Source organism: Bradyrhizobium sp. HKCCYLS1011, assembly GCF_051167795.1.
In the GTDB taxonomy this organism is placed as follows: domain Bacteria; phylum Pseudomonadota; class Alphaproteobacteria; order Rhizobiales; family Xanthobacteraceae; genus Bradyrhizobium.
The window spans coordinates 86,461-111,940 of sequence record NZ_JBNPTT010000014.1; the positions used below are offsets into that span (position 1 = coordinate 86,461).

21 protein-coding genes, 1 tRNA gene and 1 pseudogene are annotated in these 25,480 nt (G+C 63.3%); 13 read left to right on the forward strand and 10 right to left on the reverse strand.

Annotated elements, in window-relative coordinates; all coding sequences use genetic code 11:
- Positions 1-131: 131 nt before the first annotated feature.
- On the reverse strand, positions 132-1,658 hold the full coding sequence (locus ACQR1W_RS35815) for an FAD-dependent oxidoreductase (protein ID WP_434855180.1): 1,527 nt from the start codon (positions 1,656-1,658) through the stop codon (positions 132-134).
- A gap of 1,021 nt (positions 1,659-2,679) precedes the next feature.
- Between ACQR1W_RS35815 and ACQR1W_RS35820 the strand changes: the two genes are divergently transcribed.
- The 3 genes and pseudogenes from ACQR1W_RS35820 (at position 2,680) to ACQR1W_RS35830 (ending at position 5,606) form a co-directional block, all read left to right on the forward strand.
- Positions 2,680-3,303: a hypothetical protein gene (locus ACQR1W_RS35820; protein WP_434855181.1), complete on the forward strand. Its 624-nt coding sequence runs from the start codon at positions 2,680-2,682 to the stop codon at positions 3,301-3,303.
- 88 nt (positions 3,304-3,391) lie between these two features.
- Positions 3,392-3,982, forward strand: a pseudogene (locus ACQR1W_RS35825) (dienelactone hydrolase family protein); the annotation flags it as partial.
- Between the two features lie 424 nt (positions 3,983-4,406).
- On the forward strand, positions 4,407-5,606 hold the full coding sequence (locus ACQR1W_RS35830; protein WP_434855182.1) for a TAXI family TRAP transporter solute-binding subunit: 1,200 nt from the start codon (positions 4,407-4,409) through the stop codon (positions 5,604-5,606).
- A 67-nt stretch (positions 5,607-5,673) separates the two neighbouring features.
- Here the strand turns inward: ACQR1W_RS35830 and ACQR1W_RS35835 are convergent, their stop codons facing one another.
- Together ACQR1W_RS35835 and ACQR1W_RS35840 are read right to left on the reverse strand one after the other, a co-directional pair.
- Complete coding sequence (locus ACQR1W_RS35835) at positions 5,674-6,225, reverse strand: hypothetical protein (protein WP_434855183.1); 552 nt, start codon at positions 6,223-6,225, stop codon at positions 5,674-5,676.
- A 171-nt stretch (positions 6,226-6,396) separates the two neighbouring features.
- The gene (locus ACQR1W_RS35840) at positions 6,397-7,086 is read right to left on the reverse strand and encodes a TetR/AcrR family transcriptional regulator (protein ID WP_434855184.1); all 690 of its coding nucleotides are present in this window, start codon (positions 7,084-7,086) and stop codon (positions 6,397-6,399) included.
- A gap of 252 nt (positions 7,087-7,338) precedes the next feature.
- Between ACQR1W_RS35840 and ACQR1W_RS35845 the strand changes: the two genes are divergently transcribed.
- The 4 genes from ACQR1W_RS35845 to ACQR1W_RS35860 all read left to right on the forward strand — a co-directional run bounded on the left by ACQR1W_RS35845 (position 7,339) and on the right by ACQR1W_RS35860 (position 11,653).
- Positions 7,339-8,562, forward strand: a complete 1,224-nt coding sequence (locus tag ACQR1W_RS35845) for an ABC transporter substrate-binding protein (protein ID WP_434855185.1) — start codon at positions 7,339-7,341, stop codon at positions 8,560-8,562.
- An 11-nt stretch (positions 8,563-8,573) separates the two neighbouring features.
- Positions 8,574-9,836 carry a serine hydrolase domain-containing protein gene (locus tag ACQR1W_RS35850; protein ID WP_434855186.1) on the forward strand — a complete coding sequence of 421 codons (1,263 nt, stop codon included), beginning with the start codon at positions 8,574-8,576 and terminating at the stop codon, positions 9,834-9,836.
- A gap of 164 nt (positions 9,837-10,000) precedes the next feature.
- Positions 10,001-10,951 (forward strand): aldo/keto reductase, encoded by a 951-nt coding sequence (locus ACQR1W_RS35855; protein WP_434855187.1) that lies wholly within the window; start codon positions 10,001-10,003, stop codon positions 10,949-10,951.
- Positions 10,952-11,047: 96 nt separating this feature from the next.
- On the forward strand, positions 11,048-11,653 hold the full coding sequence (locus ACQR1W_RS35860; protein ID WP_434855188.1) for a PAS domain-containing protein: 606 nt from the start codon (positions 11,048-11,050) through the stop codon (positions 11,651-11,653).
- 231 nt (positions 11,654-11,884) lie between these two features.
- Here ACQR1W_RS35860 and ACQR1W_RS35865 read toward each other — a convergent pair whose 3' ends face one another.
- Complete coding sequence (locus ACQR1W_RS35865; RefSeq protein WP_008974435.1) at positions 11,885-12,145, reverse strand: hypothetical protein; 261 nt, start codon at positions 12,143-12,145, stop codon at positions 11,885-11,887.
- A 49-nt stretch (positions 12,146-12,194) separates the two neighbouring features.
- The gene (locus ACQR1W_RS35870; RefSeq protein WP_434855189.1) at positions 12,195-12,395 is read right to left on the reverse strand and encodes a hypothetical protein; all 201 of its coding nucleotides are present in this window, start codon (positions 12,393-12,395) and stop codon (positions 12,195-12,197) included.
- A 227-nt stretch (positions 12,396-12,622) separates the two neighbouring features.
- Between ACQR1W_RS35870 and ACQR1W_RS35875 the strand changes: the two genes are divergently transcribed.
- Positions 12,623-13,447, forward strand: coding sequence for an NAD(+)--dinitrogen-reductase ADP-D-ribosyltransferase (locus ACQR1W_RS35875; RefSeq protein WP_434855190.1), 825 nt, complete (start codon positions 12,623-12,625; stop codon positions 13,445-13,447).
- 49 nt (positions 13,448-13,496) lie between these two features.
- On the opposite strand, the gene hisC is transcribed toward ACQR1W_RS35875, so the two are convergent.
- The 3 genes from hisC to ACQR1W_RS35890 form a co-directional block, all read right to left on the reverse strand.
- Positions 13,497-14,564, reverse strand: coding sequence for a histidinol-phosphate transaminase (hisC, locus tag ACQR1W_RS35880; RefSeq protein WP_434855191.1), 1,068 nt, complete (start codon positions 14,562-14,564; stop codon positions 13,497-13,499).
- Positions 14,565-14,729: 165 nt separating this feature from the next.
- Positions 14,730-15,260, reverse strand: coding sequence for a DUF3592 domain-containing protein (locus ACQR1W_RS35885; protein ID WP_434855192.1), 531 nt, complete (start codon positions 15,258-15,260; stop codon positions 14,730-14,732).
- The gene (locus ACQR1W_RS35890) at positions 15,257-15,721 is read right to left on the reverse strand and encodes a hypothetical protein (protein WP_434855193.1); all 465 of its coding nucleotides are present in this window, start codon (positions 15,719-15,721) and stop codon (positions 15,257-15,259) included. Before ACQR1W_RS35890 ends, ACQR1W_RS35885 begins: the two co-directional genes overlap by 4 nt.
- A gap of 485 nt (positions 15,722-16,206) precedes the next feature.
- On the opposite strand from ACQR1W_RS35890, the gene ACQR1W_RS35895 reads away from it, so the two are divergent.
- From ACQR1W_RS35895 to ACQR1W_RS35915, 5 genes are all read left to right on the forward strand, one after another.
- Entirely contained in the window at positions 16,207-16,503 is a 297-nt protein-coding gene (locus ACQR1W_RS35895; RefSeq protein ID WP_434855194.1) for a DUF2061 domain-containing protein, read from the forward strand.
- Between the two features lie 1,131 nt (positions 16,504-17,634).
- Positions 17,635-19,278, forward strand: coding sequence for a hypothetical protein (locus ACQR1W_RS35900; protein ID WP_434855195.1), 1,644 nt, complete (start codon positions 17,635-17,637; stop codon positions 19,276-19,278).
- A 71-nt stretch (positions 19,279-19,349) separates the two neighbouring features.
- Positions 19,350-21,551, forward strand: coding sequence for an AAA family ATPase (locus ACQR1W_RS35905; protein WP_434855196.1), 2,202 nt, complete (start codon positions 19,350-19,352; stop codon positions 21,549-21,551).
- Positions 21,532-22,335, forward strand: a complete 804-nt coding sequence (locus tag ACQR1W_RS35910) for a hypothetical protein (RefSeq protein WP_434855197.1) — start codon at positions 21,532-21,534, stop codon at positions 22,333-22,335. Before ACQR1W_RS35905 ends, ACQR1W_RS35910 begins: the two co-directional genes overlap by 20 nt.
- A 330-nt stretch (positions 22,336-22,665) precedes the next feature.
- Complete coding sequence (locus ACQR1W_RS35915; protein WP_434855198.1) at positions 22,666-23,496, forward strand: pentapeptide repeat-containing protein; 831 nt, start codon at positions 22,666-22,668, stop codon at positions 23,494-23,496.
- A 30-nt stretch (positions 23,497-23,526) separates the two neighbouring features.
- On the opposite strand, the gene ACQR1W_RS35920 is transcribed toward ACQR1W_RS35915, so the two are convergent.
- Together ACQR1W_RS35920 and ACQR1W_RS35925 are read right to left on the reverse strand one after the other, a co-directional pair.
- A tRNA-Arg gene (locus ACQR1W_RS35920) sits at positions 23,527-23,603 on the reverse strand.
- Positions 23,604-24,003: 400 nt separating this feature from the next.
- Positions 24,004-25,479: a sensor histidine kinase gene (locus ACQR1W_RS35925; protein ID WP_434855199.1), complete on the reverse strand. Its 1,476-nt coding sequence runs from the start codon at positions 25,477-25,479 to the stop codon at positions 24,004-24,006.
- Position 25,480 lies beyond the last annotated feature (1 nt).

Here is a 25,480-nt window from a genome sequence, read left to right on the forward strand (position 1 = left end):
CAGGGAGTCGTGTTGGGCAGGTCCTGAGCCACTTTGCGTGCCTCACACATCCGCCTGTGGTTATGGGTCCCGGCGTTCGCCAGGACGACACCGAATGGGAGGCTCGATTTTTCCAACACATTTGCCCGCGTCTAATGCTTCTGACTGCGCTCCATATCGAGTTCGGCCTTGAGGCTATCGATGTCCCGGTAGATCGAGGCGACCGCGAGCACGCGCCCAGCGCGCTTGTAGCGCAGCACGCAGTCCTTTCCCTTGATGTCGCCATCGACCCCGATCTCGTCCCATTTCTCGGCGTGCCCTACATAGTTGATCGGCACGTCGTAGTGCTGGCTCCAGAAGAACGGCACCGCGTCGAACGGTTCACGAAGTCCCATCATGTTGCGGGCGGCAGCCTGTCCCTGCCGCTCGGCGACCACCCAATGTTCGACACGGATGCTGTCGCCGGTATAGCGGTCGGGCCACCGGGCGATATCACCCGCCGCAAAGATGCCCGGCAGGCTGGTTTCGAGAGCAGCGTTGACGATGACGCCGCGATCGATCTGGAGGCCGGCCCGCTCGGCCAGATCGAGCCGAGGCTTCACGCCAATGCCGACCACGACGAGATCGGCTTCAAGGGTGCTTCCGCCCTTGAGGCTGACCTTGCTGCCATCAATCGCCGTCACGCTGTCCTGCAGATGAAAAGCCACGCCATGCTCCTCGTGGAGCGCACGCACGAAGTCGCCCATATCTGGCCCAAGGATGCGCTCCATGGGCCGCTGCTCGGGCGCGACCACGTGCACCTCGATGTCACGGTCGCGCAGCGCGGCAGCAACTTCGAGACCGATGAAGCTCGCACCGATCACGACCGCGCGCTTCGCTGTCGCGGTGCTTGCGATAATCGCGCGGCAGTCGGCCAGCGTGCGCAACATGTGAACATGCGGCTGGTCCGCACCCGGTATCTGCAGTTTGACAGGCTCGGCGCCGGTCGCGAGCAGCAGCCGATCAAACGGCACGGTCTTGCCGTCACCGAGCACGACCTGCCGCGCTTTCCCGTCGATGGCCACGACCCGCGTGCGTAGTTGCAGATCGATCTTCGATTCGGAATAGAAATCATCCGGCCGGAGCGGCACCCAGTCCTCAGGCGCCTTGCCGGCCAGATAGTCCTTGGACAGGTTCGGACGATCCACTGGCGGCGCCTCATCGCTGCTGAGCATGGTGATCTCGCCGCCGTAACCGTCGCGGCGCAGCATTTCCGCCGCCGCGAAGCCTGCTGCACCGCCGCCGACGATGACGATACGACGCGGTGCATTGGCCGGCGCCGTTCGGGCTGGACCTGCCTGATCGCGCTTGCGCCGCACGACAACGCGGTCGGCCGCCTGTTCGACCTGCCACACCGACAAAGGCGAGAGCGCAGGGGCTCGCGTCGCCTCGCCGGTACGCAAATCGAAGCAGGCGTGATGCCAGGGGCAGCGGACGCTGTCATCCACGACGAGGCCCTCGGCGAGCGGGCCGTGATAGTGGCTGCAGAATGCGTCGATCGCGAAGACGTCGGAGCCCGTGCGCACCAGCAGCACGGCATCCTTGTCGACGTGACCAAACAGCATACCGTTCTTGAAATCGCTCAGGGACACGCCGAGCGTGAGATCCGGGCCTTCCAGCTTGCCTTCTTCGTCGGACATGGCGGATGTCTCCTTTGCTGGAGCATGATCCGGAAAAGTGCCAGGCGGTTTTCCGAACACATCATGCTCAATCAATACCCAGAGCGTGACAGCGATTCGACGCGATTCCGTCCCCGTTCCGGCGCCAGCTCTGGCAGATCAGAACCGCTTCGCCACCAAGCCGCAATCTGACGATCGGTTCCCACGGGGTTCAAAGACCGTCCTGATCCATGCCGTTCGAAGTTTGCGGACGCGCACAAGCCTCCTCCCGCGGCGCATAAGGCACCCGAGTTTTGCAGATCGTTGCCCTCGGCAATCGAGAGGGCGCAGGGAAGGCCGGACCTCGACTGAGGCCCGTGGCCCGCCTGCGAAAGAGAGTGCAGGCGGCAGGTACCACAGGATCAGCCGGACGACCCGGCCTTCCCTGCGCGATGGTTTTAACGGCTGCTTCGCGATCTCCCCGGTGCGCCGGGCTTTCTGGCCACCGTCACCCGCGTGATGCGAAATGCATCATCGCAAGCTTGATACTAGCGTCGGAGTATCAGGACCACGCGACTTGACCGTCCGCGCCGAGGTTGTACGTCGGCCTGCATGCAGAGCCCCAACCCCAACGCGTCCACCGCTCCCCGCTGCTACGCTTCGTGACGATCGGCCGAAACGCCCCTCTTCATCGCGAACGGGATGGCCGAGATCATCGTCGTGATTTGCCCGACACGGCAAGCCGCCAGGCGTGCGACAGAGTGGCACGACGGGCGGTTTGCGCATGGCGGAGATGCGGGAATTGCCCGACAGGTGAGCGACGACGTAACGGCGAAGTGCAGCGACCCTACACGTCAATCCGCCTCCGAGCGCAGTGCATCGACATCAGTGGTCGCGGATACTGGCGAGAGTCAGAAGGCGTCCACAGCTTGTGGGCGAGCGCGGCCTATGCTTGTTAGTCCGGCCGAGACATTGCCAAGGGGAAGAGACGATGGGACTGTTCGACTGGCTTAAGCCGAAGAGGCCTACACGAGGCCCAACTCCGGAGGGGCTCTACGGAGCGATGCCAAGGGGCTCGCGCTGGAGGCTCGGACCTGATCCCGCAGGCGATCCGCAAGAGTTCGTTCCCGGCTCTGACGCCTACGTGTTCGACATCACCGAATGGAGATGGAACGAGAACCTCTGGATCGAAGTGGCAAACAATTCAGCCGGCGACCCGGCAGGGTTCGGTCTCGTTCTCGGACTGTCGAATGGCGAGCACAAGGACGCCGCCGAGAGCTGGGAGCTCAAGAGTGGACGACCGGTCCTGACGGGGCGTGAGGAATGGACCATTCCGCATGGCCACCCGACACGGGAGCTGGCGCTGGTCTCACATGGCGACCGGACGACGCGCGTGCTCCGCAGGCTCGAGCAGTGCTTCGGCTTTGAGCCGCATGCTCGTCCAGCTTGGCCGGACAAGCAGACCCTGATCTGCCAACTGTTGCCGTTGCGAGGTCTGGTGGTGCCGGACAAGGGCCGTTTCACCATGCGCACGAAAGTCGTGATCGAAGAGCAGAACGGCTGGCCTTACGCCGAATTCTTCCTGAACATCAATTCCGTCCGCAGGCAGCTTTGGGTCTCGGAAAAATCGGGTGAGCACAGGACCGCAATATTGACCAGGTTTTCTCACTTTGGTGAGGCCGCATAGGCCTGTTTTGACCGCGCGGTGCCCACTCCTTCCTGGCAGGGGGGCCACGCGATAAGGTGATCGATCATCCGTCCTCTCACCCAGCCAGAGGCTCGCTGTGGCCCAGGTCTTGTTGTTCCACCATGCTCAGGGGCTGACGCCCGGCGTACGCACCTTCGCAGACCGGCTACGGGCCGCCGGCCACACCGTGCACACGCCGGACCTGTTCGATGGCCGCATCTTCTCGAGCATCGACGAGGGCCTCAATTATATCGGCCAGATCGGGATCGAGGACATTTGCGAGCGCGGCGTCCGGGTTGCGGACGGATTGGCCCCCGAGTTCGTCTACGCCGGGTTCTCGTTCGGCGTGCTACCGGCGCAGAAGCTCGCACAGACACGGCCCGGAGGTCGAGGAGCCCTGCTCTTCCACTCCTGCCTGCCGATCAGCGGCAAATGGGCCTTCGGACCGTGGCCCGAAGGTGTTCCGGTCCAGATTCACGGGATGGATAACGACCCGATCTTCGTCAAGGAAGGCGACATCGACTCCGCTCGTGAGATCGTCGACACCATCGAGAACGCAGAGCTTTTCCTATACCGCGGCGAGCAGCACCTGTTCGCCGATAACTCGCTTTCCTCATACGACGCGGAGGCGGCGACGCTGCTTACCAGACGCGTGCTTGAATTCCTGGTTCGCCTCTGAACGTTGCCAGGGATGAGGTTGCCATCTCGTATGACGCATTGGCGAAGCGTAGCTCGCCACATCCGCCCTCTTGCTAACAATATGCTGGGCTGCGCGACCACGAGCGAACTCCGGACAAATTGGAAGTACCTGGGCGCGGTCACGCCCCCCTACGACCCGCTGCAGTTGATAGTTCAATTCGCGTCTGCGCGCGCAGGACCGGCTCGACGGGACGATCGATGCCGCCTCGCTCCCGGTTTGGTGCACTATCAGCACAAATGTCCGCGCATTGCACCGCGATGAGCCGCTCCACCGGCACGAAATACCGGCACTTAATACCGGCACGGGTGTGGAGTCATCCGGTCTTCGCCAAGAGGAGGCCAAATTTCAGCCGGGTTCCAATTCAACTATGCGCGCATAGTAAGATGAATTGGGGGAGCGTTCGGTGCATCGCGCAGCGCGCGTCGTTATTTGTGCTCTCATCCCGGTACTGCTCGCGACGCTGGCCGGCGGCGCCGGTGCCCAGCAGTTGCTGCAGCGCGCGCCCGCCGCCGCAGCCGCCCGAGCAGCCCCGGCGACCCCCACGGCCCCAGCGCCGCCGCGCCTGGGCACTTTGCCGGATCGGGAGGCATTGAACTCCGGGACCGTGACGGTGATCACTGCCCCGATCGGCGGTCCGATGTCGGTGATGGGCTCCGACATGGCGGCGGTGCTGGACGATGGCGAGAAGCTGCGCGTGCTGCCGATCCTTGGGCGGGGCGCGGCACAGAACCTCATCGACATCGTCATGCTGAAGAACATCGACATGGGCTTCGTCACCACCGACGCGCTGGACTATGTGAAGAACGAATACAACATCCCGGACCTTAACCAGCGCGTGCGCTACATCGCCAAGCTGTTCTACAACGAGGTTCACATCATCGCGCGGCCGGAGATCCATAGCCTGCAGGATCTCACCGGCAAGCGCGTGTTCGCCGAACGCTCGATCGGCCTGCCGGCGGCGCGGGCGATCTTCCGACGCTTCGGCATCGAGGCCGATATCGATGATCAGACCGATCCGACCGGCGGCCTGCAGAAGCTCATCGACGGCCAGGGAGACGCCTGGATCGCCTCAGTATCGAGAGACGCGCCGATCATCAAAGGCGTCAAGAACGACGGCGGCAAGCTGCACCTGCTTTCGATCCCCTACGACCGGGCGCTGCAGGACATCTATTTCCCCTCCAACTTCACCTCCGAGCAGTATCCGAACCTGGTGCCGCCGGGCGTCAAGATCGAGACGGTCGCAGCTCCCACCGTCCTCATGGTCTATAACTGGCCCGAACAGAGCGAGCGTTACCGGCGCACGGCGCGGTTCGTGAATGCGCTGTTCGACAAGATCCAGATCCTGCAGTCGCCGCCGCGCAATCCCAAATGGCGCGACACCGTGCTGTCGGCCGCGGTCCCGGGACTGATCCGTTTCAAAGCGGCGCAGCAATGGCTCGACGGCGCGCGAACGGAGCCATCCTCGCAGCTCATTCAGGGATCTCCGGCGGAATTCCGCAGGTTTCTTCAGGAGCGCAAGGCCCAGGTCAATCTCACGCCCGAACAGGCCGCGCAGCTCTACAGCGATTTTCTGCGACGGCAGCGGGCCAAGGAGATGCGGTGAGGCTATGCCGCGGGTTGCGCTGACCTTGCACCGAACCTTCTAAGAGATGAGTCCCTACGCTCCGGTCTCAGTTTCGCAGGTCGGCGATGTAGGGAGCGGAGCCCGCAATGAGACAGCCCTGCTCGACACCGGACGGTCGCTGCGTGCGCGCGTCCGGATATCGCCAATAGGTGAAATACAGCGAACCTGGCGTCGCGACAGCCAAACGCTCAAGCTCCTGAAAGCGTCCTGAATTGATCACGCCGAGCTGTGGAACCAGATTGATGTCGGTCCGCCCGCCCATCGTGTGCGGGACGGCGTGCCCCCGGTGATAGCGTTTCCCACCCACCATGTTGGTGAGCGGATGACCCTTCATCCTGGTCGCGATGATTGCGCGCGGGGAAGCATCCTTGCCCTTGCTGAGTCCCCACGCCGCGATCAAGCGCTCGGCCGAGATGTCGAACAGATAGGAGAAACCGTCCGCCCGTGTTTCCACGATGTCGTAGTTGCCGGCGGTGCGCGCATAGTCATTCAGCCAGGTTTCGACCAGCCGTGGAGCAAGCGTCGAAGTCACGACCGCCTCGGTCAAAGGCGGCCGCAATGCTTGCAGGATTGACGTGAGGTGAGGATAGCTCAGCATCAGAACCACTCCCGCAATTCCAGCTCATGGGATTGTAACTGAGAATGGCGATCTGGTCGAGAAACGGTGCATTGCGACTGCGCCCCGGCCCGTGATCATGACTGCACTCGACGGGTGACCAGGCGCGAGCGCTCGATAGCGCTCCTCAGGCGAAGGCATGCCGTTCACGCCTCATGCCGACTTGGCCTTGCCGCGCCTGTAGAGCGCCTCGAAGCCCGCGGCCATGAAGGTCACGAACCGCTCGCGCACCGCTGCGAAATCGTCGGACGCACAGAGACCGTTCGACAGACGGTCGATGCGGCCGGTCCGCGACAGGATCAACGAATAGGCGCCCGAGGTGAACTGGAAGCTCCAGAACAGGTCCTCGGGCTTTGCGTCAGGCAGCGCCTTCTCCAGCAGGCCGATCAGTCGCAGCACCAGCGGATCGAAATAGGTGTCCATCTTCTCCGCGCCATAACCGGGCGCGTTGTTCACCTGCGCGAAGATGCGGCCGAAATGGCGCCAGCCCTCCTCGTCATTGATGTAGACCTCGAATGCGCCGTCATAATAGGCGCGCAACGCACCTTCCACCGTCGGACGATCGCCGACCTCGGCCTCATAGGCATCGAGCTCGGCGGTGCGCAGCCTCACCGCATAATCCACGCGGCGTTCGAACACGGCATCGAACAGCGCCTTCTTGCCATCGAAGTAGTAGTGGATCAGCGCGGGATGGATGCCCATCCGGTCGGCGACATCCTTGATAGTCACGCCGAAATAGCCGAGCTGCGCGAACAGCTCCTCGCTGGTGTCGAGGATCAGCTTCACGGTCGCGGCGCGCTGCTCCGCCCGCGAGCGGCGCCCCTCGAGTTTTGGCTCTGCCATGACGTCCGGCCTTCCTGATCACCTCGGCGGCGACGATGCGGCGCAGGCCTGCCCGGGTCAAGCAATGGCAGGCCTTGCCATATTCATTTATTTAGTACTAAATGAATGAAATGGTGCTGGACGCCTGAAGCCACGTCGCGATTCAGGAGGGACGACAACCTCCTGAGATTACGACCGATTTCCGTATGGACAGGCCCTGGCCACCAATGACGCGGCCGGCGATGGATCGACCGCCTGACGGGAGGACATGGGATGACGCGTTTGAAGGGACTGGCCGCCGCGCTCGTGCTGATGCTCGGCGCGAGCCTCACGACATCAGCGTTTGCCGAGACGAAATACGACCCCGGCGCCACCGACACCGAGATCAAGATCGGCCAGACCAATCCGCTGAGCGGACCAGCTTCCGCCTTCGGCAATATCGGCAAGGCCGAGGCCGCCTATATCCGCATGATCAATCAGCAGGGCGGGGTCAACGGGCGCAAGATCAACCTGATCCAGTATGACGACGGCTACAGCCCGCCGAAGACGGTCGAGCAGGTGCGCAAGCTGGTCGAGAGCGATGAGGTGCTCACCACTTTCCAGATCATCGGGACCCCGCCGAACGCCGCCGTCCAGAAATATCTGAACAGCAAGGGCGTGCCGCAGCTCCTGGCGGGAAGCGGCGCGTCACGATTCACCGATCCCAAGAACTTTCCGTGGACGATCTCCGCCAACCCCAACTACCAGTCGGAAGCCCATATCTACGCCAAGTATATTCTGGAGAACTATCCGAACGCGAAGATCGGCATCCTCTATCAGAACGACGATCTCGGCAAAGACTACGTCAAGGGCTTGAAGGACGGGCTCGGCGCCAAGGCCAGCATGATCGTCAAGGAGCTGTCCTACGAGCTGTCCGATCCGACGGTGGACTCCCAGCTGGTGACGCTGAAGGCCTCGGGCGCCGATCTGTTCTACAACATGTCGACGCCGAAATTCGCGGCGCAAGCGATCCGGAAAGCCGCCGAGCTGGGCTGGAAGCCGGTTCATATCCTGGAGGTCAACGCCTCGGCAGTCGGGCAGGTGCTGATCCCTGCCGGCCCGGACAACGCCAAGGACATCATCTCGGTCGCCTACGGCAAGGACCCGCTCGATCCGCAATGGGCCGATGACCCCGGCATGAAGCGCTACAAGGCCTTCATGGCCAAATACGCGCCCGGCGAGGACGCCAATAGCGGCTACGCCACCTATGGCTACTCAACGGCGGCGCTCCTGGTCCACATCCTCAAGCAATGCGGCGACGATCTGACACGCGCCAACATCATGAAGCAGGCCACCAACATCAGGGATTTCGTGCCCGACCTTGGACTGCCTGGGATGTCCATCAACACCAGCCCCGACGATTACCGCATCAACAAGCAGTTCCAGATGATGAAGTTCGATGGCCAGCGCTGGGTGCTGTTCGGGCCAATCCTGACGGACGAGTTCAAGACCAACTGAACGCTGGACTCATGACCATGGATGCCATCCGCGCGCGCGGCTTCGATCCCGCGAAGCTCGCCGCGCTCGGCCCTGCCCTTGCGGAATTCGTCGATCGTGGCGAGCTCGCCGGCGTCGTGACCCTCACCTCGCGCGGCGGCGAGATCGTGCAGGCCGAGGCGATCGGCTGGTGCGACCTTGAGACTAAGACTGCGATGCGGTCCGACACGCTGTTCCGGATCGCCTCGATGACGAAGCCGGTCACCTCGGTGGCAGCCTTGATGCTGCTCGAGGAAGGCAGGATCGCGCTCGATGACCCGATCTCGCGCTGGATACCGGAGCTCGCCAATCTCAGCGTGCTGCGCGATGCCGCAGGCCCGCTCGACGACACGGTGCCGGCCCAGCGCGCGATCACCATCGAGGATCTGCTGACCCATCGCTCGGGCATCGCCTACGCCTTCTTTTCGGAAGGCTCGCTCAAGCCGGCCTATGAGCGCGCGCTCGGCGATCCCGCGATGAACCGCTCGACCCCCGACGAATGGCTGGCCGCGCTCGGCACCCTGCCGCTGGCCTATCAACCCGGTGCGCGCTTCCACTATGGCCACTCGACCGACGTGCTCGGCTTCCTGATCAGCCGCGTCGCAGGCAAGCCGCTTCGCCAGGTCCTGCAGGAACGGATCTTCGCGCCGCTCGGCATGGTCGATACGGACTTCTGGCTGCCGCGCGACAAGCGCAGCCGACTCGCGAGCCTCTACAGATATGACGAGGCGGCGGGCCGGCTCGCCAAGGTCGAACCGGTGATGTACGACGCACCGCCGGCCTATACGCCGGGCGGCGGCGGGCTGATCTCGTCCGCGCCCGACTATCATCGTTTCGCGCGCATGCTGCTCGACGACGGCGCCTACGAAGGCGGACGATTGTTGCGGCCGGAGACTGTCAGGCTGATGCGGACCAACCGGCTGACGGATGCACAGCGCCAGGTCCCGTTCGCAGGCATGCCGCTATGGCAGAAGTCCGGCTTCGGGCTCGGGCTCTCGATAGCCGAGGACGTGATCGACAATCCCTATGCATGCGGCGCGCCGGGTGCGATCACCTGGCCGGGGATCTTCGGCACCTGGTGGCAGGCCGATCCGGTCAATGACCTGGTCATGATCTACCTGATCCAGCACCAGGTGCCGGTGTCGGCGGGCTCGGGGGCAACGATCGCGACCGGACGCGGCGCCGCCGGTCGCCGGGCGCTGCCCATGTACCAGCGCGGCATCTATGACGCGCTTGTTGACGGGTCGCGCGCGTAGCTCCCTGCCCGGCGCGAAGCCGACGGGACCCGCCGATCACTTGCGTTGAACATGGCACTGTGTGCCACCCATGCCATGGCTGCTCTGGTCAGGTCAGGCAAACCGGAGCAATCTGTCGCGCGGTTCCGCCATTCGGCGAGACCCACGAATTCGAGAGCCCCGCCATGAAGCATCGTCAGCTCGGCCGTTCCGGCCTCTCCGTCCCGATCCTCTGCTTCGGCTGCAACGTGCTCGGCTGGACGGTGGACGAGGCGGCCTCGTTCCGCCTGCTCGACAAGGTGCTGGACTCCGGGCTGAATTTTCTCGACACGGCCGACGTCTATTCGCGCTGGGCGCCGGGCCACTCTGGCGGCGAATCCGAGACCATCATCGGCAGGTGGATGACGGCGCGCGGCAATCGCGACCGCATCATCCTGGCCACCAAGGTCGGGTGGGACATGGGCGACGGCAAGATCGGGCTGAAGGCCGATTACATCGCCCGCGCGGTGGAGGACAGCCTGCGCCGGCTGCAGACCGACCATATCGATCTGTATCAGTCGCATCGGGACGACCCGAACACGCCGCAGGAGGAGACGCTCGCGGCCTATGACAAACTGATCAAGTCCGGCAAGGTGCGGGTTATCGGCGCCTCGAACTTTTCCGCCGAGCGGCTGCAGAGCGCGCTCGACATCTCCAACAAGACCGGCCTGCCGCGCTACGAAAGCCTGCAGCCCGAATACAATCTCGCCAAACGATCGGTTTACGAAGGCGCACTGCAGCGCGTCTGCGAAGCCAACGAGGTCGGCGTCATCACCTTCTTCTCGCTCGCCGCAGGATTTCTGACCGGCAAATACCGCTCGGAGGCAGATTTCGGCAAGAGCCCGCGCGGGCAGCGCGCGATTCCGGAATACATGAACGCCCGCGGCCTGCGCATCCTCGCGGCGCTCGACGAGGTCGCACGCGAGACCGGAGCGGAGCTGGCCGCAATCGCGCTCGCCTGGCTGATGGCCAAGCCGTCGGTCACGGCGCCGATCGCGAGCGCCACCAAGCCCGAGCATGTCGACACGTTGGTCGCAGCAACGCGGCTGGAGCTCAGCCGCGACCAAGTGGCGCAGCTTGACGCCGCGAGCGCCTGAGGCACGCAGCATAAAGGAGCCGGTACGGCGGCGGCCTTCCCACGGCGGCTGGACTAGACTACAACTGCAGCGCGACAGTTGCGGCTTTGCAGGATCATGAAACGATTCATCTGTGAGCAGAACATCGCTCATTTTCAGAAACTTTTGGGCGAAACCAGCGAAACCACCCTGCAAGGGACGCTGGAGCGGCTGCTGGCGACCGCCAAGCGCGAGCTAGCGCTGATCGATGCGGATGAGGAGGGCGCGGGTCCCTTGCCGTTCACGCAACACGCCGTGGAAGCCTTGGACGCAGCGTCGATCAGAGAGCAGTTCCTGGCGGACTTCGACGGCTCGCCGCATCCCTACATGCTGCTCGATCCCGGACCGCGCCTGCAGATCATCGACATCAACGCAGCCTACGCCGCCGCGACCTTCACCAGCCGCGAGGTCATCGTCGGAAGATCGTTGTTCGAGGTCTTTCCCGACAATCCGGACGACCCGCTCGCCGACGGCGTCAGCAATCTGTACGCGTCACTGAAAACGGTCGCCCAGACCGGACGTCCCCATGCGATGGCGGTGCAGCGCTACGATGTCCGCGACCCCTCCGGCACCTTCGTCGAAAAGCGCTGGCAACCGGTGAACACGCCGATCCATGACGATGCGGGGCGGCTTGTCTTCCTGCTGCATCACGTGGAGGACGTGACCGATCAGGTGAGCCACTGAGAGCTCCGCGGCCGCGCCAAGCCACGATCGGCCGGCTCGCTTTGCACAAGCAGCTTGCCGGTCCGGCTATTGACGAAATGCAGAGACCCGCAGGCCGGGCAGGGCATCGACACATAGGACTGATCGCTCTCGCTCAGTGCTGTGTCCGACAGCCAATGCTGCACGTTGATCCCCGTTCTCGGGCACTTATAGAGAACGCTGCGGTCCATGGTGCGCCACGCACTTTCTGTTTCAGCTTCGTCGCGATGCGTCAGGTGCCGGCGCCGCCGGATGTTGCTGCAATTCCCTGAGAATGAAGTCGCGGTGCGCCACATGCTCGACCTGACAGCGGCGAAACGTCGTCAGCAGCGCCACTGCCAGCTCGGCCGTGGCATCGTGGCCGTGGCTGTCCAGTTCGGACACGATCTGCTCCTGCCGCGCAATGTGGTGCTCGCCTTGCGCAACCCGCTTCTCCGCATCGATCAAGTGCTGCAACTCGGTTGTACGATCCATACCGGTACTCCCCGATCAAAGAAATGCGAGATCTGGCTGCGCGATCCCCTCAGTTCAACGTGCGGCGGTCGATACCGGCACTGGCCATCGCCGGCGCCTTCGCCACGACGACGGCAACACCGTCACGGCCTGCGAGATTCACGGCGTGAAAACAAAGGCTGACCCCCGCGACCACGGTCGCCATCACCAGAGCCATGACCACGATCTTCAGGTGGGTCGCTCGATCGGCGCTGTAAATCGAATGGTTCATAGGAACACCGGAGCCGTTGTCCTGAACCTCTTATTAAGCAAAACGGCGCCTGCGAACCATTCGGGACCGTCCCTTACGTAGGTTGACGGAGGCGGTTGCCACGCCGGCCTCGCCGTCGGTGCAGTGCGGCGGTGGTCAGCAGCGGATGCAGGATCGCACCCGATTTGGCCGTGTGCAGCCGTCAGGCGGGGCTTTCCCGGCGGCGCGCGAGGCCGCATCATGCTGCCATGAACGACACAGGACAGCGCCCGCGGCGCGGCATCGGCCATTCGACCAATCTGGTGGGGCGCCCCTCGGAGTGGCTTTCGAGTTGCGCCTTCAACGATGCTGCGGTGCCGCTGCACATCTGGGGCGTGGTCGAGATGAACCCCAGCCTGTTCACGATGCTGGAGCAGGCGGACGATCTCGCCGAGGCCGGCGAAGCCTTCTCGTCCTACATGATGGCGATGTTCGGCCTCGATCCCGAACAGCGCACGGCAGCCTCGGCCGGCAAGCGGCGCTTTCGATCGTCCTTCCTGCGGCTGATCCAGGGCTGGAGCTTCGACAGCAACGGCGCCGAAGGCGCCGTGCTGAAGGGCTGGGTCGAGAGCCGGTTCGGCATCGGCCCGTCGTTCCACAAGGAGGTCATCGAGCGGGTGTCGAGCCGCGCCTGGGCCACCTATGTCGAAGAGAAGATGTCGAGCCGCTTCCACAACAACGCGATCTGGGTGCAGCTCGATCTGTTGTTCGAGTTCTGCCAATGGGCGATCCGGCGTTTTGCTTTCTCAGGCGCGAGCCATCTGACGCTGTATCGCGGCGTCAATGATTTCGACGAGCACTGGATCGTGGACCGGACGGCGCGGCGCGAGGCGGTGGTCCGGCTCAACAACCTGGTGTCGTTCTCGTCCGACCGCGACAGCGCCGGCTGCTTCGGCGACACCCTCCTCACCGCGCGCATTCCCGTCGGCAAGATCCTGTTCTTCAACAGCCTGCTGTCGTCGCACCCGCTCAAGGGCGAAGGCGAGTATCTGGTGATCGGCGGCGAATTCCGCGTGAACGTGGATTATGTGTAAGACAGCAGCCGCATGCGCGCGGCGATGTCCTTCCTATCGGCTGATGATCTCAGCTGTTCTGCGTGAGAACCTCGCGCAGAGCTTCCGTCAAGCGCGTGAGCTCCGCCTTTGAGCCAATGGTAATGCGGAGGAAGTCGGAAATGCGCGGTGCCGTGAAGTGGCGGACGAGCACTGCGCGCTCGCGCAGGCCCGCCGCCAGCGCCTGGCCTGACCGCTCGGGATGGCGCGCGAAGACGAAATTGGCGCTGGACGGCAGGACCTCGAAGCCGAGCCGGATCAGCGCGGCCGTCAGGTCGGCGCGGTTCTGCATGATGACCGCACGCGTCTCCCGGAAATGCGCCTCGTCCGCGATCGAGGCGATCGCGCCGGCCTGCGCGGGCCGCCCCAGCGGGTAGGAATTGAAGCTGTCCTTCACCCGCGTCAGCGCCGCGATCAATCCGGCATCGCCGATCGCGTAACCCACGCGCAGTCCAGCGAGCGCGCGCGACTTCGACATGGTCTGGACCACCAGGAGATTCGGATGCTCGCCGATCAGGGGAATCGCGGTATCGGCGCCGAAATCGACATAGGCCTCGTCGATCACCACGGCTGCATCGCTGCGCCCGGCGGCCAGCCGCGCAATCTCCGTACGAGGAAGTGCGATTCCCGTGGGGGCGTTCGGGTTGGCAACGATGACGGGGCCAGCGCGATCGAGATAGTCGTCGACCCGCACGCGCATGTCGGCGTCGAGCGGAACGGTCGTGTAGTCGATGCCCAGCAGCCTGCAATAAACCGGATAGAAGCTGTAGGTCACATCGGGAAACCGCACCGGCGCGGGCTGCTTCAGCAACGCGGCGAAGGCGTGGGCCAGCACCTCATCCGAGCCGTTGCCGACGAAGACCTGATCCGGCGCAACCTTGTGATAGTCGGCCAGCGTCTCGCGCAGCCGTGTCGCCTGCGGATCGGGATAGAGACGCAGCGTATCGCTGGCCGCCGCCCGGATCGCCTCGATCGCCTTCGGCGACGGTCCGAAGGGACTCTCATTGGTGTTCAGCTTCACCAGGCCGGGAATCTGCGGCTGCTCGCCCGGCACATAAGGCGACAACCCCTTCGCCAGCTCTGACCAATACCTGCTCACGATTTTCTCTCTGCGCCACGCACCGCTCGGAAGCGGGCCACGACAGGTAAATCAGATCGCGAACTGAACGTCCACGGCTAGCACCAAATGGCCGCCGCGGCGATGAAGATGGGCCCTATTGCTTCGCCATGCCGAAGCTGCGCGGCCGTATGCCGACGAAAACCGTCATCCAGTCTCGCCGCTTGCGACGACGTGCTTCGCGCGATGCCGCTTGTCGTCGCGACCGGCCCGTATGAGCCTCGCGGCGCCATAGGCTGCGAGCCCCCAGACCAGGCCGAACCCGGTCCAGGCAAGAATCGGCGTCCAAAATTCGAGGAAGGTTCCGAGCACGGCCTGCTGCGGATCGCGCGGGTCGTAATACACGGGCAGCTTCTCGCCGACCTGGTAGCGCACGAGGCCGGACCTGACCGCTCCGACGACCGTGACGACGGCGCCTTCGGGCGTTTCGAAGCGCACCAGCGGCGCGTAGTCGAACACCTCGGCGGGCGCGCGATAGGGCGAACGGCGGCCGACGCCGCCGATCCGGCTCGAACGGCGCAACTCGAGCGTCACCTCGCCCTCGGCGTGCTCGTAAGCGCGCAGGACCTGGATGCGCTCGACCAAGTCGCGGCCGCCGGCGAGGAAGCAGAAGCCGGCCAGCGCCGCGAAAACCAGCACGAAGGTCCGCGGAGACAGCTTCTTAAAGACGCCCCTCATGGCAGAGGCTTCCACAATTCGATAGCGAAGCCGCGGGCGTCGAGATGCCAAAGGGGCTTGCCGGCCAGCGCATCCTTTCCCGCGCAGCGCCACTCGAACAACGTGTCGTGGCCGGAGACGGCGGCAGGAACCGTGCCGCCCGGATTCTCTCGGCAATAACGCGAGACGGCCGCGTTTGTCCGCGAGGTCTCGATTCTGGCGCAGGGAAGGTTGGCGCCGACATAGCAGGCGAGCGGCTTGCCGCCGGCGCAGCGATAGACGGCCGCATCAGCCGCTTCCTCCGGACCCGAGAGCTCGAACAACTTCGCTACGGCAGGCGCCATGTCCGAGGGCAGGTCGCGGGGTGCGTCGTCGTTGCCGACGCGCCGGCAGTAATCCGCCGGCTGCTCGGCCTTGACCTGCGCGGCGGCGCCGGCGATAGCGAGCAGCGCCAGAGCCGTGGCTCCGAAGCGGTGTCTCATGGCGAACTGGATCCTTATGAAGCGATCGCAGTCTTGCCGGGACTATGTCGTTTGCGAGGCGGTCGCACCGAAGCACGCGCCCTGAAACAGTTGGCCGCGCGAGAGTGGCACGGGCGTCAGAGATCGAGGGAACGCAGCAAGGCGGATTGAGCACCGCGCCGAAGAAGGCAGCCCAGAACAAATGCGCGTCGGCTGGTGGCACGCCTCATCGTGAGGCCGCCGCGACTGCGGTAAGGTTAATAATTGGTTTCAATTGTCGGTAAAATTTTATCGATTATCATGTTGATCAGTCGGGCGGCCGGTAGAACCCGCTGACGAGGTTCAGTCGACGCGGGCGCAAATCCACGGACCTCCCCGACATTCAGCGATGACGACCAACGGGAACCTTCATGTTCAGCGCGATCACTTCCGAGAAGCGCGCACCGCACGACTTGTGAGGGTCTGCGGACACTCGGACCGTTCATAAAACCGAGGAGAGCATCCCAATGCGTAAGGCGATCGCCAAGGCCCTGACGTGGCGAGTGATCGGAACCGCCGAAATTTTTGCGATCTCTTTCTGGACCACCGGGCACATCGCGACCGCCGGCAACACCGCCGGGCTCGTCGCCATCACCTCGGTCGTCATGTACGTGGTGCACGAGTTGGTATGGAACTGGCACGAGGGCCGCACCGAGCTGATCGGCCTATCGCGTATTCGACTTACACCGGGCGTACAGGTCAACAATGACGTCTTCATCGAGCCCGGAAATTCGCCGATCCCGACGCCGCCATGCGCAAGCTGATGGAGCAGTCGCATGCATTCCGGATGGTGAAGACGCTCCGCATCTGCCTTGAGCAGATCAACGGGACTACGTCTTCGATTTGAAGGGCACGACGGCCAGATACAATCGGCTCTTGAGCGCGATTGCCAAGCGTCGACTGGTCTCGCATGAGAGCGGGACGTTTGTCAGGTTCGCCGAAACAGGAACGGCGCTGTTCACCTAACAGCTGGGGGTGACCGGCACCTGACGCCTGCTTCCTACGTCGGGTTCATCCCAAACAACGGATGGACCGCGCCTTCGTGAGCAGGATCGAGCGGGGCGTTACGTAAGTGGGCTTGGAGATCATCGGCCAATTTGCTGACGTACTGAAGGGAGCCGGCCGAATTCTTCCGAGCGCCGGCTGGGCGGGTCCGAAAAGGCAGCTCTTGAATGCACACGCTAATGGCTCGAAGCCAGACCTGCGAAGACGACCATTAGGACCAGTTGGCTCAAGCCAGACCCGTTTGAGTCTCCGGCTCTCAAACGGCAACGATATCGTGCAAAATCGCGGAATGGCGCGCCATTCAGAATAGAACCGCGAATTCATATACCATTGAAATTAAGTTATAATTTTTCGCCAGAAATAATCAGATCGAGCCGGCCGAAGCTCCCGCTCCGCGGACAGAGGGGCAAGACTTTCACAAGAAAATTCAAATCTCTAGACCTTACTTACATGTGAATTCTTAGTCGGCACGACAGCCCTCTGTTCAAATCGCCGTGCAAACCTCGCCGGCGTCAAGCCAAGCGCGCTCCTGGAGCGACTAATGAGGAGGACGCCTCACATCGATCCAGAACTGGCAGCCGAAGACTCAATCGAACCAGACCGGCGACGAAGCGACAGCAGCCATCGGAAAACAAGACAATGAGCCCTCCTTCTAGGCTGAAACTCGCAGCAAACGCAGAACGACGCATAAAGGACGTCGCAACTTCGTTTGGCTAAACGGTTCGAATTGAACCTCCCTATGGTTGTGCGACAGAGGGGTCGCATCTAGGTTCCGCGCTGGCCGGATTTCTCGAGTTTGCCGCCTAAAGACGATTTCCCGCGACGCGGCCTGGACGCCTGCGCCGCCCATGCGCCTCCCTTACGGAGTCGCCAGATCAGGAGACGACTGCATGTCCACCTCAGCATCCCCGAAACTCGCGGAATCGACCGCGGTCAATGAGGCCGTCAAGGCGCGGATGGCGCCGAAGCAGGCGACGCAGGTCGCGCCCGTCGACATCACCGCCAATCCAGTGGCGAAGATCGTCTTCAATCCCGAAGCCGCTCCGGAGGAGCGCAGCCGCCAGGTCGGAGCCCTGCTTTCGCCTGACCTCGCCGAGGAGTGCAAGGCGTCGATCAAACAGCTCGAGGCCTATAAGGAATATCTGGCGCAGCAGCGCACGCTGATGCAGCGCAAGCTGATCGAATTGTCGTCGACGACCGTCTTCGCCAAGATGAAGCAGACGTTTGCGGACATGAACAAGGGCGTCCTCGACTTCCGCGAGATGATACGGCCGTTGGTCGACAATCTGGATGCGCTCTACACGCTGCGCACCGCCGGCGACAATGTCGTGCTGGATACGTTCGCGGAGATTGAGGAGGATCGCAAGCGCGAGGCTGATTGGGATCGCCGTACTTCAGAAACCGAATCTGAAACGCGGCAAATTACCTCCGACAGAGAGATGCTCGATCGCGACATCGCCAAGCTGAAGACGCAGACCGGCCTGTTCGGCGGTATCAAGAAATCCGCACAGGTCGAAATCGCCGCCAAGGAGCTCCTGATCGCCAAGCGGATGGATGACCTGAAGACCTGCCGCGACAAGGCGCTGGCGATCATCGCCGAAAAGGCTGAGCACGACGCCAAACAGGGCAAGTTCAAGGCCGAGAAGGACCAGGTCCGCAAGATGCTCGACATCTCCGGCCCCGAGCACGTCAAGCGCGTCGAAGGCATCATCAAGGCGGCACTCGACTACATCGACAAGTCGCAGGTCACGGTCTCGGAGCTGCGCGACGAACTCGGAGGGATCGAGGGGCAAGCCGATAAGCTCGTCAAGATCAATTCGCAGATGATCACGGTGGTCGCGATTCTTGACAAAGGCATAGACCTCGCCTGCGCCGCGAACAAGCAGAAGGTTCAGGCGCTATCGACTCCCCAGGAGGGCGAGGATACCCTCGCCCGTCTCGAGCGCGAGCGCAAGAAGAACGATTTTGAACGTCACGTGACCAATCTGCTGGACAGCGGGCGGAGCACCAAGAAGACCGTGGCCGATCTCGAGAAGGACGCGGTCGACGCCAACACCTTCCACGACGCCCTCGGCAAGCAGAATGTCAACCTGCGCGAACTCTCCAGCGACGGCATCGCCAGTGTCGCCACCAGCCTCAACACCACCATCCAGGCGCTCAACAACTCGGCACTCAACGAGGCCTCGGAGAGCGTGCGCGATTCGATGCGGGCGATGAATGCGGTGACAGACGACGTGGCCAACAAGGAGGTCATCCGCCAGGCGCTGCAGGTCGACGAGGCATCCAAGCGGATCATGGAGAAGGTCGAGTCCATGTCGAGCATCGCCGAATCGCTGCAGGCCGCCAACAAGCTGCGAGAAGACGGGCTCTCCAATATCCAGAGCCGACTCGGGGAGCTTAACGATGTCACCGCCACCGTACGTGCGCGGCTACAAGAAAGCATCGGCTTGGATGCCAAGGGTCCCGGTGCGTCGGCCGCTTCCGTGGCGCCGAAACCCGTCGACGACAAGGAAATTACTTTCGGGCAATTCTGAGCCCCGACCCCGGACCGGGCTCTGCCGGTCCGCGCTTCCCCACCTCCAAGCCCGACCGATGGAAATCCGAAATGGCCGATAACTTCCTGATCACCGGCAGCGAGAAGCTCGCCAGCCGGAAGAACTTCAAGCTGGTTGGCCGCACGGAGAAGTTCGAGGAATTGTGCACCATCCTGACGCGGATGGAATCCAACAGCGTGATCGTCTCCGGTCCGAGCGGCGTCGGCATCACCACGCTGGCGCTGGCCCTTCAAGCACGCAAGTCCGACTCCGACGCACCGTTCGACATCGTCAATAAGCGGCTGTTCTGGCTCGACACCGACGGCCTGTTCGGCCTCGGCGACAACGACGCTATCGTCAAGCAGTTTAAGGCCATATTTGCGACCCTGAACCGCACCCCCGATAGCGTTTTGATCGTGGAGGATACGCTCGATCTGATCGATGCGCTGCGCAACAGTGGGCTGATGCACATCGTCAACGCGTTGACGGCGATGGTGAAGGCGAAGAAGACGCAGGTCTTCCTTGAGGTGCGCGAGGCCGACCTGACACAGGTCCTTAAGTGTCACTCCGACTTCCGCGATCACTTTACGCTGATGGATCTGACCGAGCCGGTCGGCGCTGAACTCGAGGAGATCGCACTGCACGGCGCCAGGGACCTCGAGGAGAGCTACGAGGTCCGGATCGATCCGGCTGCGGTGAAGGCCGCCATCGACATGTCGAGCAAGTACCGTTCACTCGACACTGGCCTCACCGCGGCGCAGCCCGCGCGCACCCGCACCCTGCTCGACCGCGGCATGGCGCGCTATCTGCTGCGGGCGCATTCGACGCCGCCGCTGCTCGCGGAGCTGGAGGCGGAGCTCGCGCGTCTCACGGAGAGCGGGTCGTCCTCTGGAAACCAGGAAAACGCCGCCACCGTGCGCGCCGCCATCGCCCGCCATAAGGCCGAGTTCGCTGAATACCAGGCCAAGATCAAGGGTTACTACGCAGCGCAACGCGACGGCGAGAAGTCGATCGCACAAATGGAGGCCCAACTGCGTGGGCTCGAGGAAGAGGAGAAGAAACGGCACCTCGACGATCCCGCCGGCAAGGCCTCCACCAGCGATGGCGACTTCGATCTGATCGCCAGGGCGTCCGGCTATGCGACGCCCGAGATTCTCAAGCTGCGCGGCGACATCGCGCGGACCCAGGCGGCCGTCGACGAAAATCGGGTGAAATACAAAGCGGTCACGAAGGAGATCAACGATCGGCTGCTGTTCACTGCAAGTATGGTGATCGATGAATTTTCGCTGATCTCCGGTATCGACGCCTCCAAGCTCAAGCAGAACGACGCCGTCAAGCTGCTCAATCTCCATGGCTCACTGAAGCGGCGCGTGTTCGGTCAGGACGCGGTGCTCGATCATATCGATCGTGCGGTCAAAGTCTGGCGACGAGGGCGGCGCACCGACAGGCCGCTGCCGTTCCTGTTCTGCGGCGCCAGTGGCGTCGGCAAGACCGAGGTCTCCAAGGCGTTGGCGGAGGCTCTGTTCGACACCGACAAGGCGCTGAACCGCTACGACATGGGCGAGTTCATGGAGAAGAACGACGTCACCAAGCTGATCGGCGCGCCTCCGGGCTACGACGGCTTCGCGGCGGGCGGCGAGATGACCAACTCGGTGCGGGCCAATCCGTATCAGGTCATGCTGTGGGACGAGATCGAGAAAGCTCACCCCGACATCTTCAACATCTGCCTCAACATCCTCGACGACGGGCGCTGCCGCGACAACCTGGGCCGCAAGGTTGAGTTCGGCGACGTGGTAATGCCAATGACCACCAACATCGGCGCGGATCATGCGCTGCGGGTCGGTACCGGCCCCGGCGACTTGAGCCAGGATGAGGCCTACGAACTCACCATCCGCGACCTGAAGAAGGCCTTCCGAACGGAATTCCTGAACCGCTTTGAGGGACGCGAGAACATCATCCTGTTCCACAAGCTCAACATGGACACGATCGAGAAGATCGTGTTCCGCGAAATCTCACGCATCAACGCCTTCTACGCGACGCAATCGATCGACGTGCGCTTCCCGGAGGCGCAGCTACGGGAGTTCTGCGACAAGATCTATTCGCCCGAGATCGGAGCGCGCGGCCTGCCGGGCCGCATTAAACGCATCGAGGCCATGATCGTTGAGAAAACGATGGCGGACGCCACCTTCGGTGGCACGCTCGACATCGGCTTCGATGCCACAAGCCGCAATTTCACGTCGAACTGGATCGCCCATGACAGAAAAGCCGCATAACGACGCCGATGCGTTGCTGCACGGCATCGACAAGACGCTGTCCGACTTCAAAACCAAGGCCTATGAGGCCAAGAAATCCTACGACCAGTCCGAGGTCGGGCGCGCCCACCGAGAGCTGAGCGCGCTCGGCCGGTTCTGGTCGCAGTTCGTCCGCTCCTGCGGGTGGATCTACCTGCAGTTGATCGCTCCGGTCACCTGGCGGATCTACCGCTTCGTGCGATGGGCGTTCGCCCGCTACCGCGCGCTTTGGGCGCGCTGCGTCTACGCCAAGGACGCCTATGGTGATCCGGAATTCAGCAAGGCGCGCGGCGGAATCATGATCCTCGCGACGATCGCCGCCTGCTACCTCGTCTACGGCGCAGCGACCGTCGCTGCGACCCTGCCCTGGTACCTTGCCACTGTGCGGCACGACGAGCAGCTGTATCTTTCCAACTCCCAGAACGTCTCCAGTTCCCAAACCGAAGGCCTGGAGATCCACGAGGTCTACGGTTGCGAGACGCTGCCCTGCACCGAGCAGAACACGGTGACGTTCCGGGTGCGTTCGACCTGGTTCAATGAGATCTGGAGTATCCTCCATCATGGTTCGCTATTTTATCCCGGCTACGTCGCGGCGGCGGTCAGCCCGGTGCTGAACCGCTGTGTTATCACCTCCTACGGTGTCCGCAGGAAATTCCTGGTGCGGTCCTGGGAGCTCTATCCCGACCTCGTGCAGGTCGAATGCATGCCGACCGACGCTGGTGAGGGTAAGGATAGCAAGGTGATCAACAACAGGGACTATCGCTAGGCCCACTTCACGCCGATCTATGCGACGCCCACGCTCCGACGCAGCGCCCTGCTTCGCCGTGGCGCTATGAAGCTGCGGCCCGCCGTGCTCTCCTAACGACAAAGCTGCGACCGACTGCGATCTTGCACCACGCCTCAAGCTCGTCGTGCAGCAGCCGAAGTGTGCTCAGCAGTTCGCTGTTTTCGCCGGCGCCTTGGCCGAATGGCTCGGTGCGGCCACAGGCGGCAGCCCATTGAGCGACGCCGTGATCGGCGTGGACCTAATTGGGCGCTTGCGTCGCTCTGGGCCGCGGGAGACAATGCGGCCTTGCCGAAAAGCGGAGAGACGGCAATGCTGTTTCGTCTCGCATTTGCCTTTGTATCCTTCACGACGGTGCTGTTTGATCCCATTGAGGCGGTATCGCAGGACATGCTGCGAAGCGTCGACCTCAACAGCCCCGAAATGTCGACTTCGGAGATGACGCGTGCCGAGGTCGAGGTGCGGCTCAAAGGGGCGCCTCAAGGCGCGGCAGGCCACCGGTCTTTGGATTTGGAAGGAACGCGGCTGTCGCACCTCGATCTTTCGGGCCTCGACTTCTCCGGCGGCAATCTACGGCTCGTCAAGCTTAACCGGACCAGCCTGAAATACGCGCGCCTCGATCGGGCCATTCTGAATCAGGCTTGGCTGATCGATGCCGATTTGACGGGAGCGTCGCTCGCAAAGGCCTCGCTGCTCGGCACGCAGATGCAACGCGCCAAGCTCGGCGGTGCCGATTTGAGCGGCGCGCGCATCGCTGCCGACCTTTCCGGCGCCAGCCTGATCGGATCCAAGCTTGTCGGCGCCGATCTGAGTGCTGACATGCGCAACCAATCGATGGGCATGATGCGTGGCGTGCTCAAATCCGCCGATCTCAGGAATGCGGATCTGAGCGGTGCCAATCTCTCGCGTACCGATCTCGAATTCGCAAAGCTGCAGAACGCCAATCTTTCGAATTGCAACCTCACCCGCGCCGACCTTTCCGGGGCCGACTTGTCCAACGCAAATCTGGCCGGTGCCGATCTCACGGAGGCCGACCTCGCCTCGGCCTTGTTGCCGAGCGCGGCCGCGCTGGAAAGAGTTCAGAATCTCGACAAGGCCAGAAACTTGCATCTGGCGCGGCGACCACCTCAAGGGTCGCAGTGATCGAGGCCTGTATTCCAGCCCGAGATCAAATGGCGCGCCCGGAACGATTCGAACGTCCGACCCTCAGATTCGTAGTCTGATGCTCTATCCAGCTGAGCTACGGGCGCGTTTTTCGCGTGTGGTCTCGGGCTGAACGCCCGAAAAGGCCGGTCCGCAATCCGGAGGGCCCTGCGAAAGGCCACCTGACTAACGGCTCAGGACGCGCTTGGCAAGGTGGCAGGCACGGATTTTGGCGCAGATTTTTGCGGGACGGCCGGACCGGGGACGGATCGATCCACGGGGGTCAGGGAGCTCGCCGCTGACCAATGCTGGGCGGAGCCAATGGGACGCTGTCCTTGTCCGACGACCTCGAGATTCCGGGTTCAATGTCTTCGGCATTGCCCCGGAATGACGGAATGGGCAGCACCAGAACACAGGAAAAGCTGGTCGGACCCTTGCCGGCCGACAGCAGGAGACCTTTGGCGCCGTTGGGCGGCGGGGCGCAGAGCGTTGTCGCGGCCGCACGGCTCAGGCGCGCGCCCGCTCCTTGCGGACGCTCTGCAGCTCGACCGGGCGATCGGGAATGGCGATGCGGAAGGTGGCGCCCAGCGTGCCCTCGACCAGCTGAATCTCGCCGTCATGGGCGCGGACCAGTTCGGCGGCGATCGCAAGCCCGAGCCCGCTGCCGCCCGGACGCCCGGCGCTGCGGAACGCTTCGAACAGGTGCTCGCGCACCTTGGCCGGCACGCCAGGCCCGGTGTCCGAGACTTCGAGGATCGCAACGGCGCCCTCGCGGCGGCCGCTGACGCGGATCTGGCGGACGCCTGCATCGGCCGCCTGGCTCTCCAACGCCTGCGCGGCATTGCGCACCAGATTGAGCAGCACCCGGAACAGCTGGTCCGGATCGGCATCGACCTCCAGGCCGCGTTCGATCGCCGCCACCCAGGTGATCGACGTCGTCGGCGACAAGCCCGCGGTCTCCCGCACCTCCGTCACCACCGATTCGACCGTCACCATGCGGCGATCGGGCGCAGGCTCCTGGACCCGGCCGTAGGAGAGGGTCGACTGGCAAAAATCGATGGCGCGCTCGAGCGAGCGCATCAGCTTCGGCGCGAAGCGCTGCACCCGCGGATCGGGCACGCTGGCGAGCTGGTCGGACAGCAGCTGCGACGAGGCCAACAGATTGCGCAGGTCGTGATTGATCTTCGACACCGCCAGTCCGAGCGCCGCGAGACGGCTCTTCTGATGCAGCATCGACACCAGGTCGCGCTGCATGTCGGCGAGCTCGCGCTCGGCCACACCGATCTCGTCGCTGCGCTGGCTCGGCACGATGATCCGCGCCACACTTTCCGGATTCTCGTGGAAGCCGACCAGGCTTGCGGTCAATCGCCGCATCGGCCGCACGAACAGATAATGAAGCGCGAGATAGACCAGCGCGGCCGTCAGCACGGCCAGCAGAAGCGAGACGCCCAACAGGTTGCGCGAGAAGCGATACATCGCTTGCCGCAACGGCTTCTCGTCGGTCACCACCTCGATGAACTGGGCGCGGCCGGGCGCCGGCCCGATCACGCGCATCACGTGGTTGCCTCGCTCGGTCATGGTCCTGAGCGAATTGATGATCGAGGACCACGCGGTCATGTCGCGCATGTCGAAATCATGATCGATAGCGGCTGGCAGGTCGGCGCTGGCAAGCAGCCGCCGCTGCTGGCCCATCTTGATGGCGACCGCGCGGGCGTTGATGGAGGTCAGGATCTGACGGGCGAGCGAATCGGGCACCATTCCCGACGGCGCCGCATCAAGCACCAGGGCAGCAGTATTAGCAGCGGCGAGCCGATCGTTGAGGCGGTTGGTCCAGAAATTGGCGATCGCGGGCACATAGATCAGCACTGCCGCAATCATGACCAGCGGAATGGTCAACAGCAGCAGCTTTCCGGACAGCCCGAGCCGGCGCGACCGCTTCGGCCGCAGGCGCTCTATGATCGGCTGGTCGTCGGTTTCTGGCACG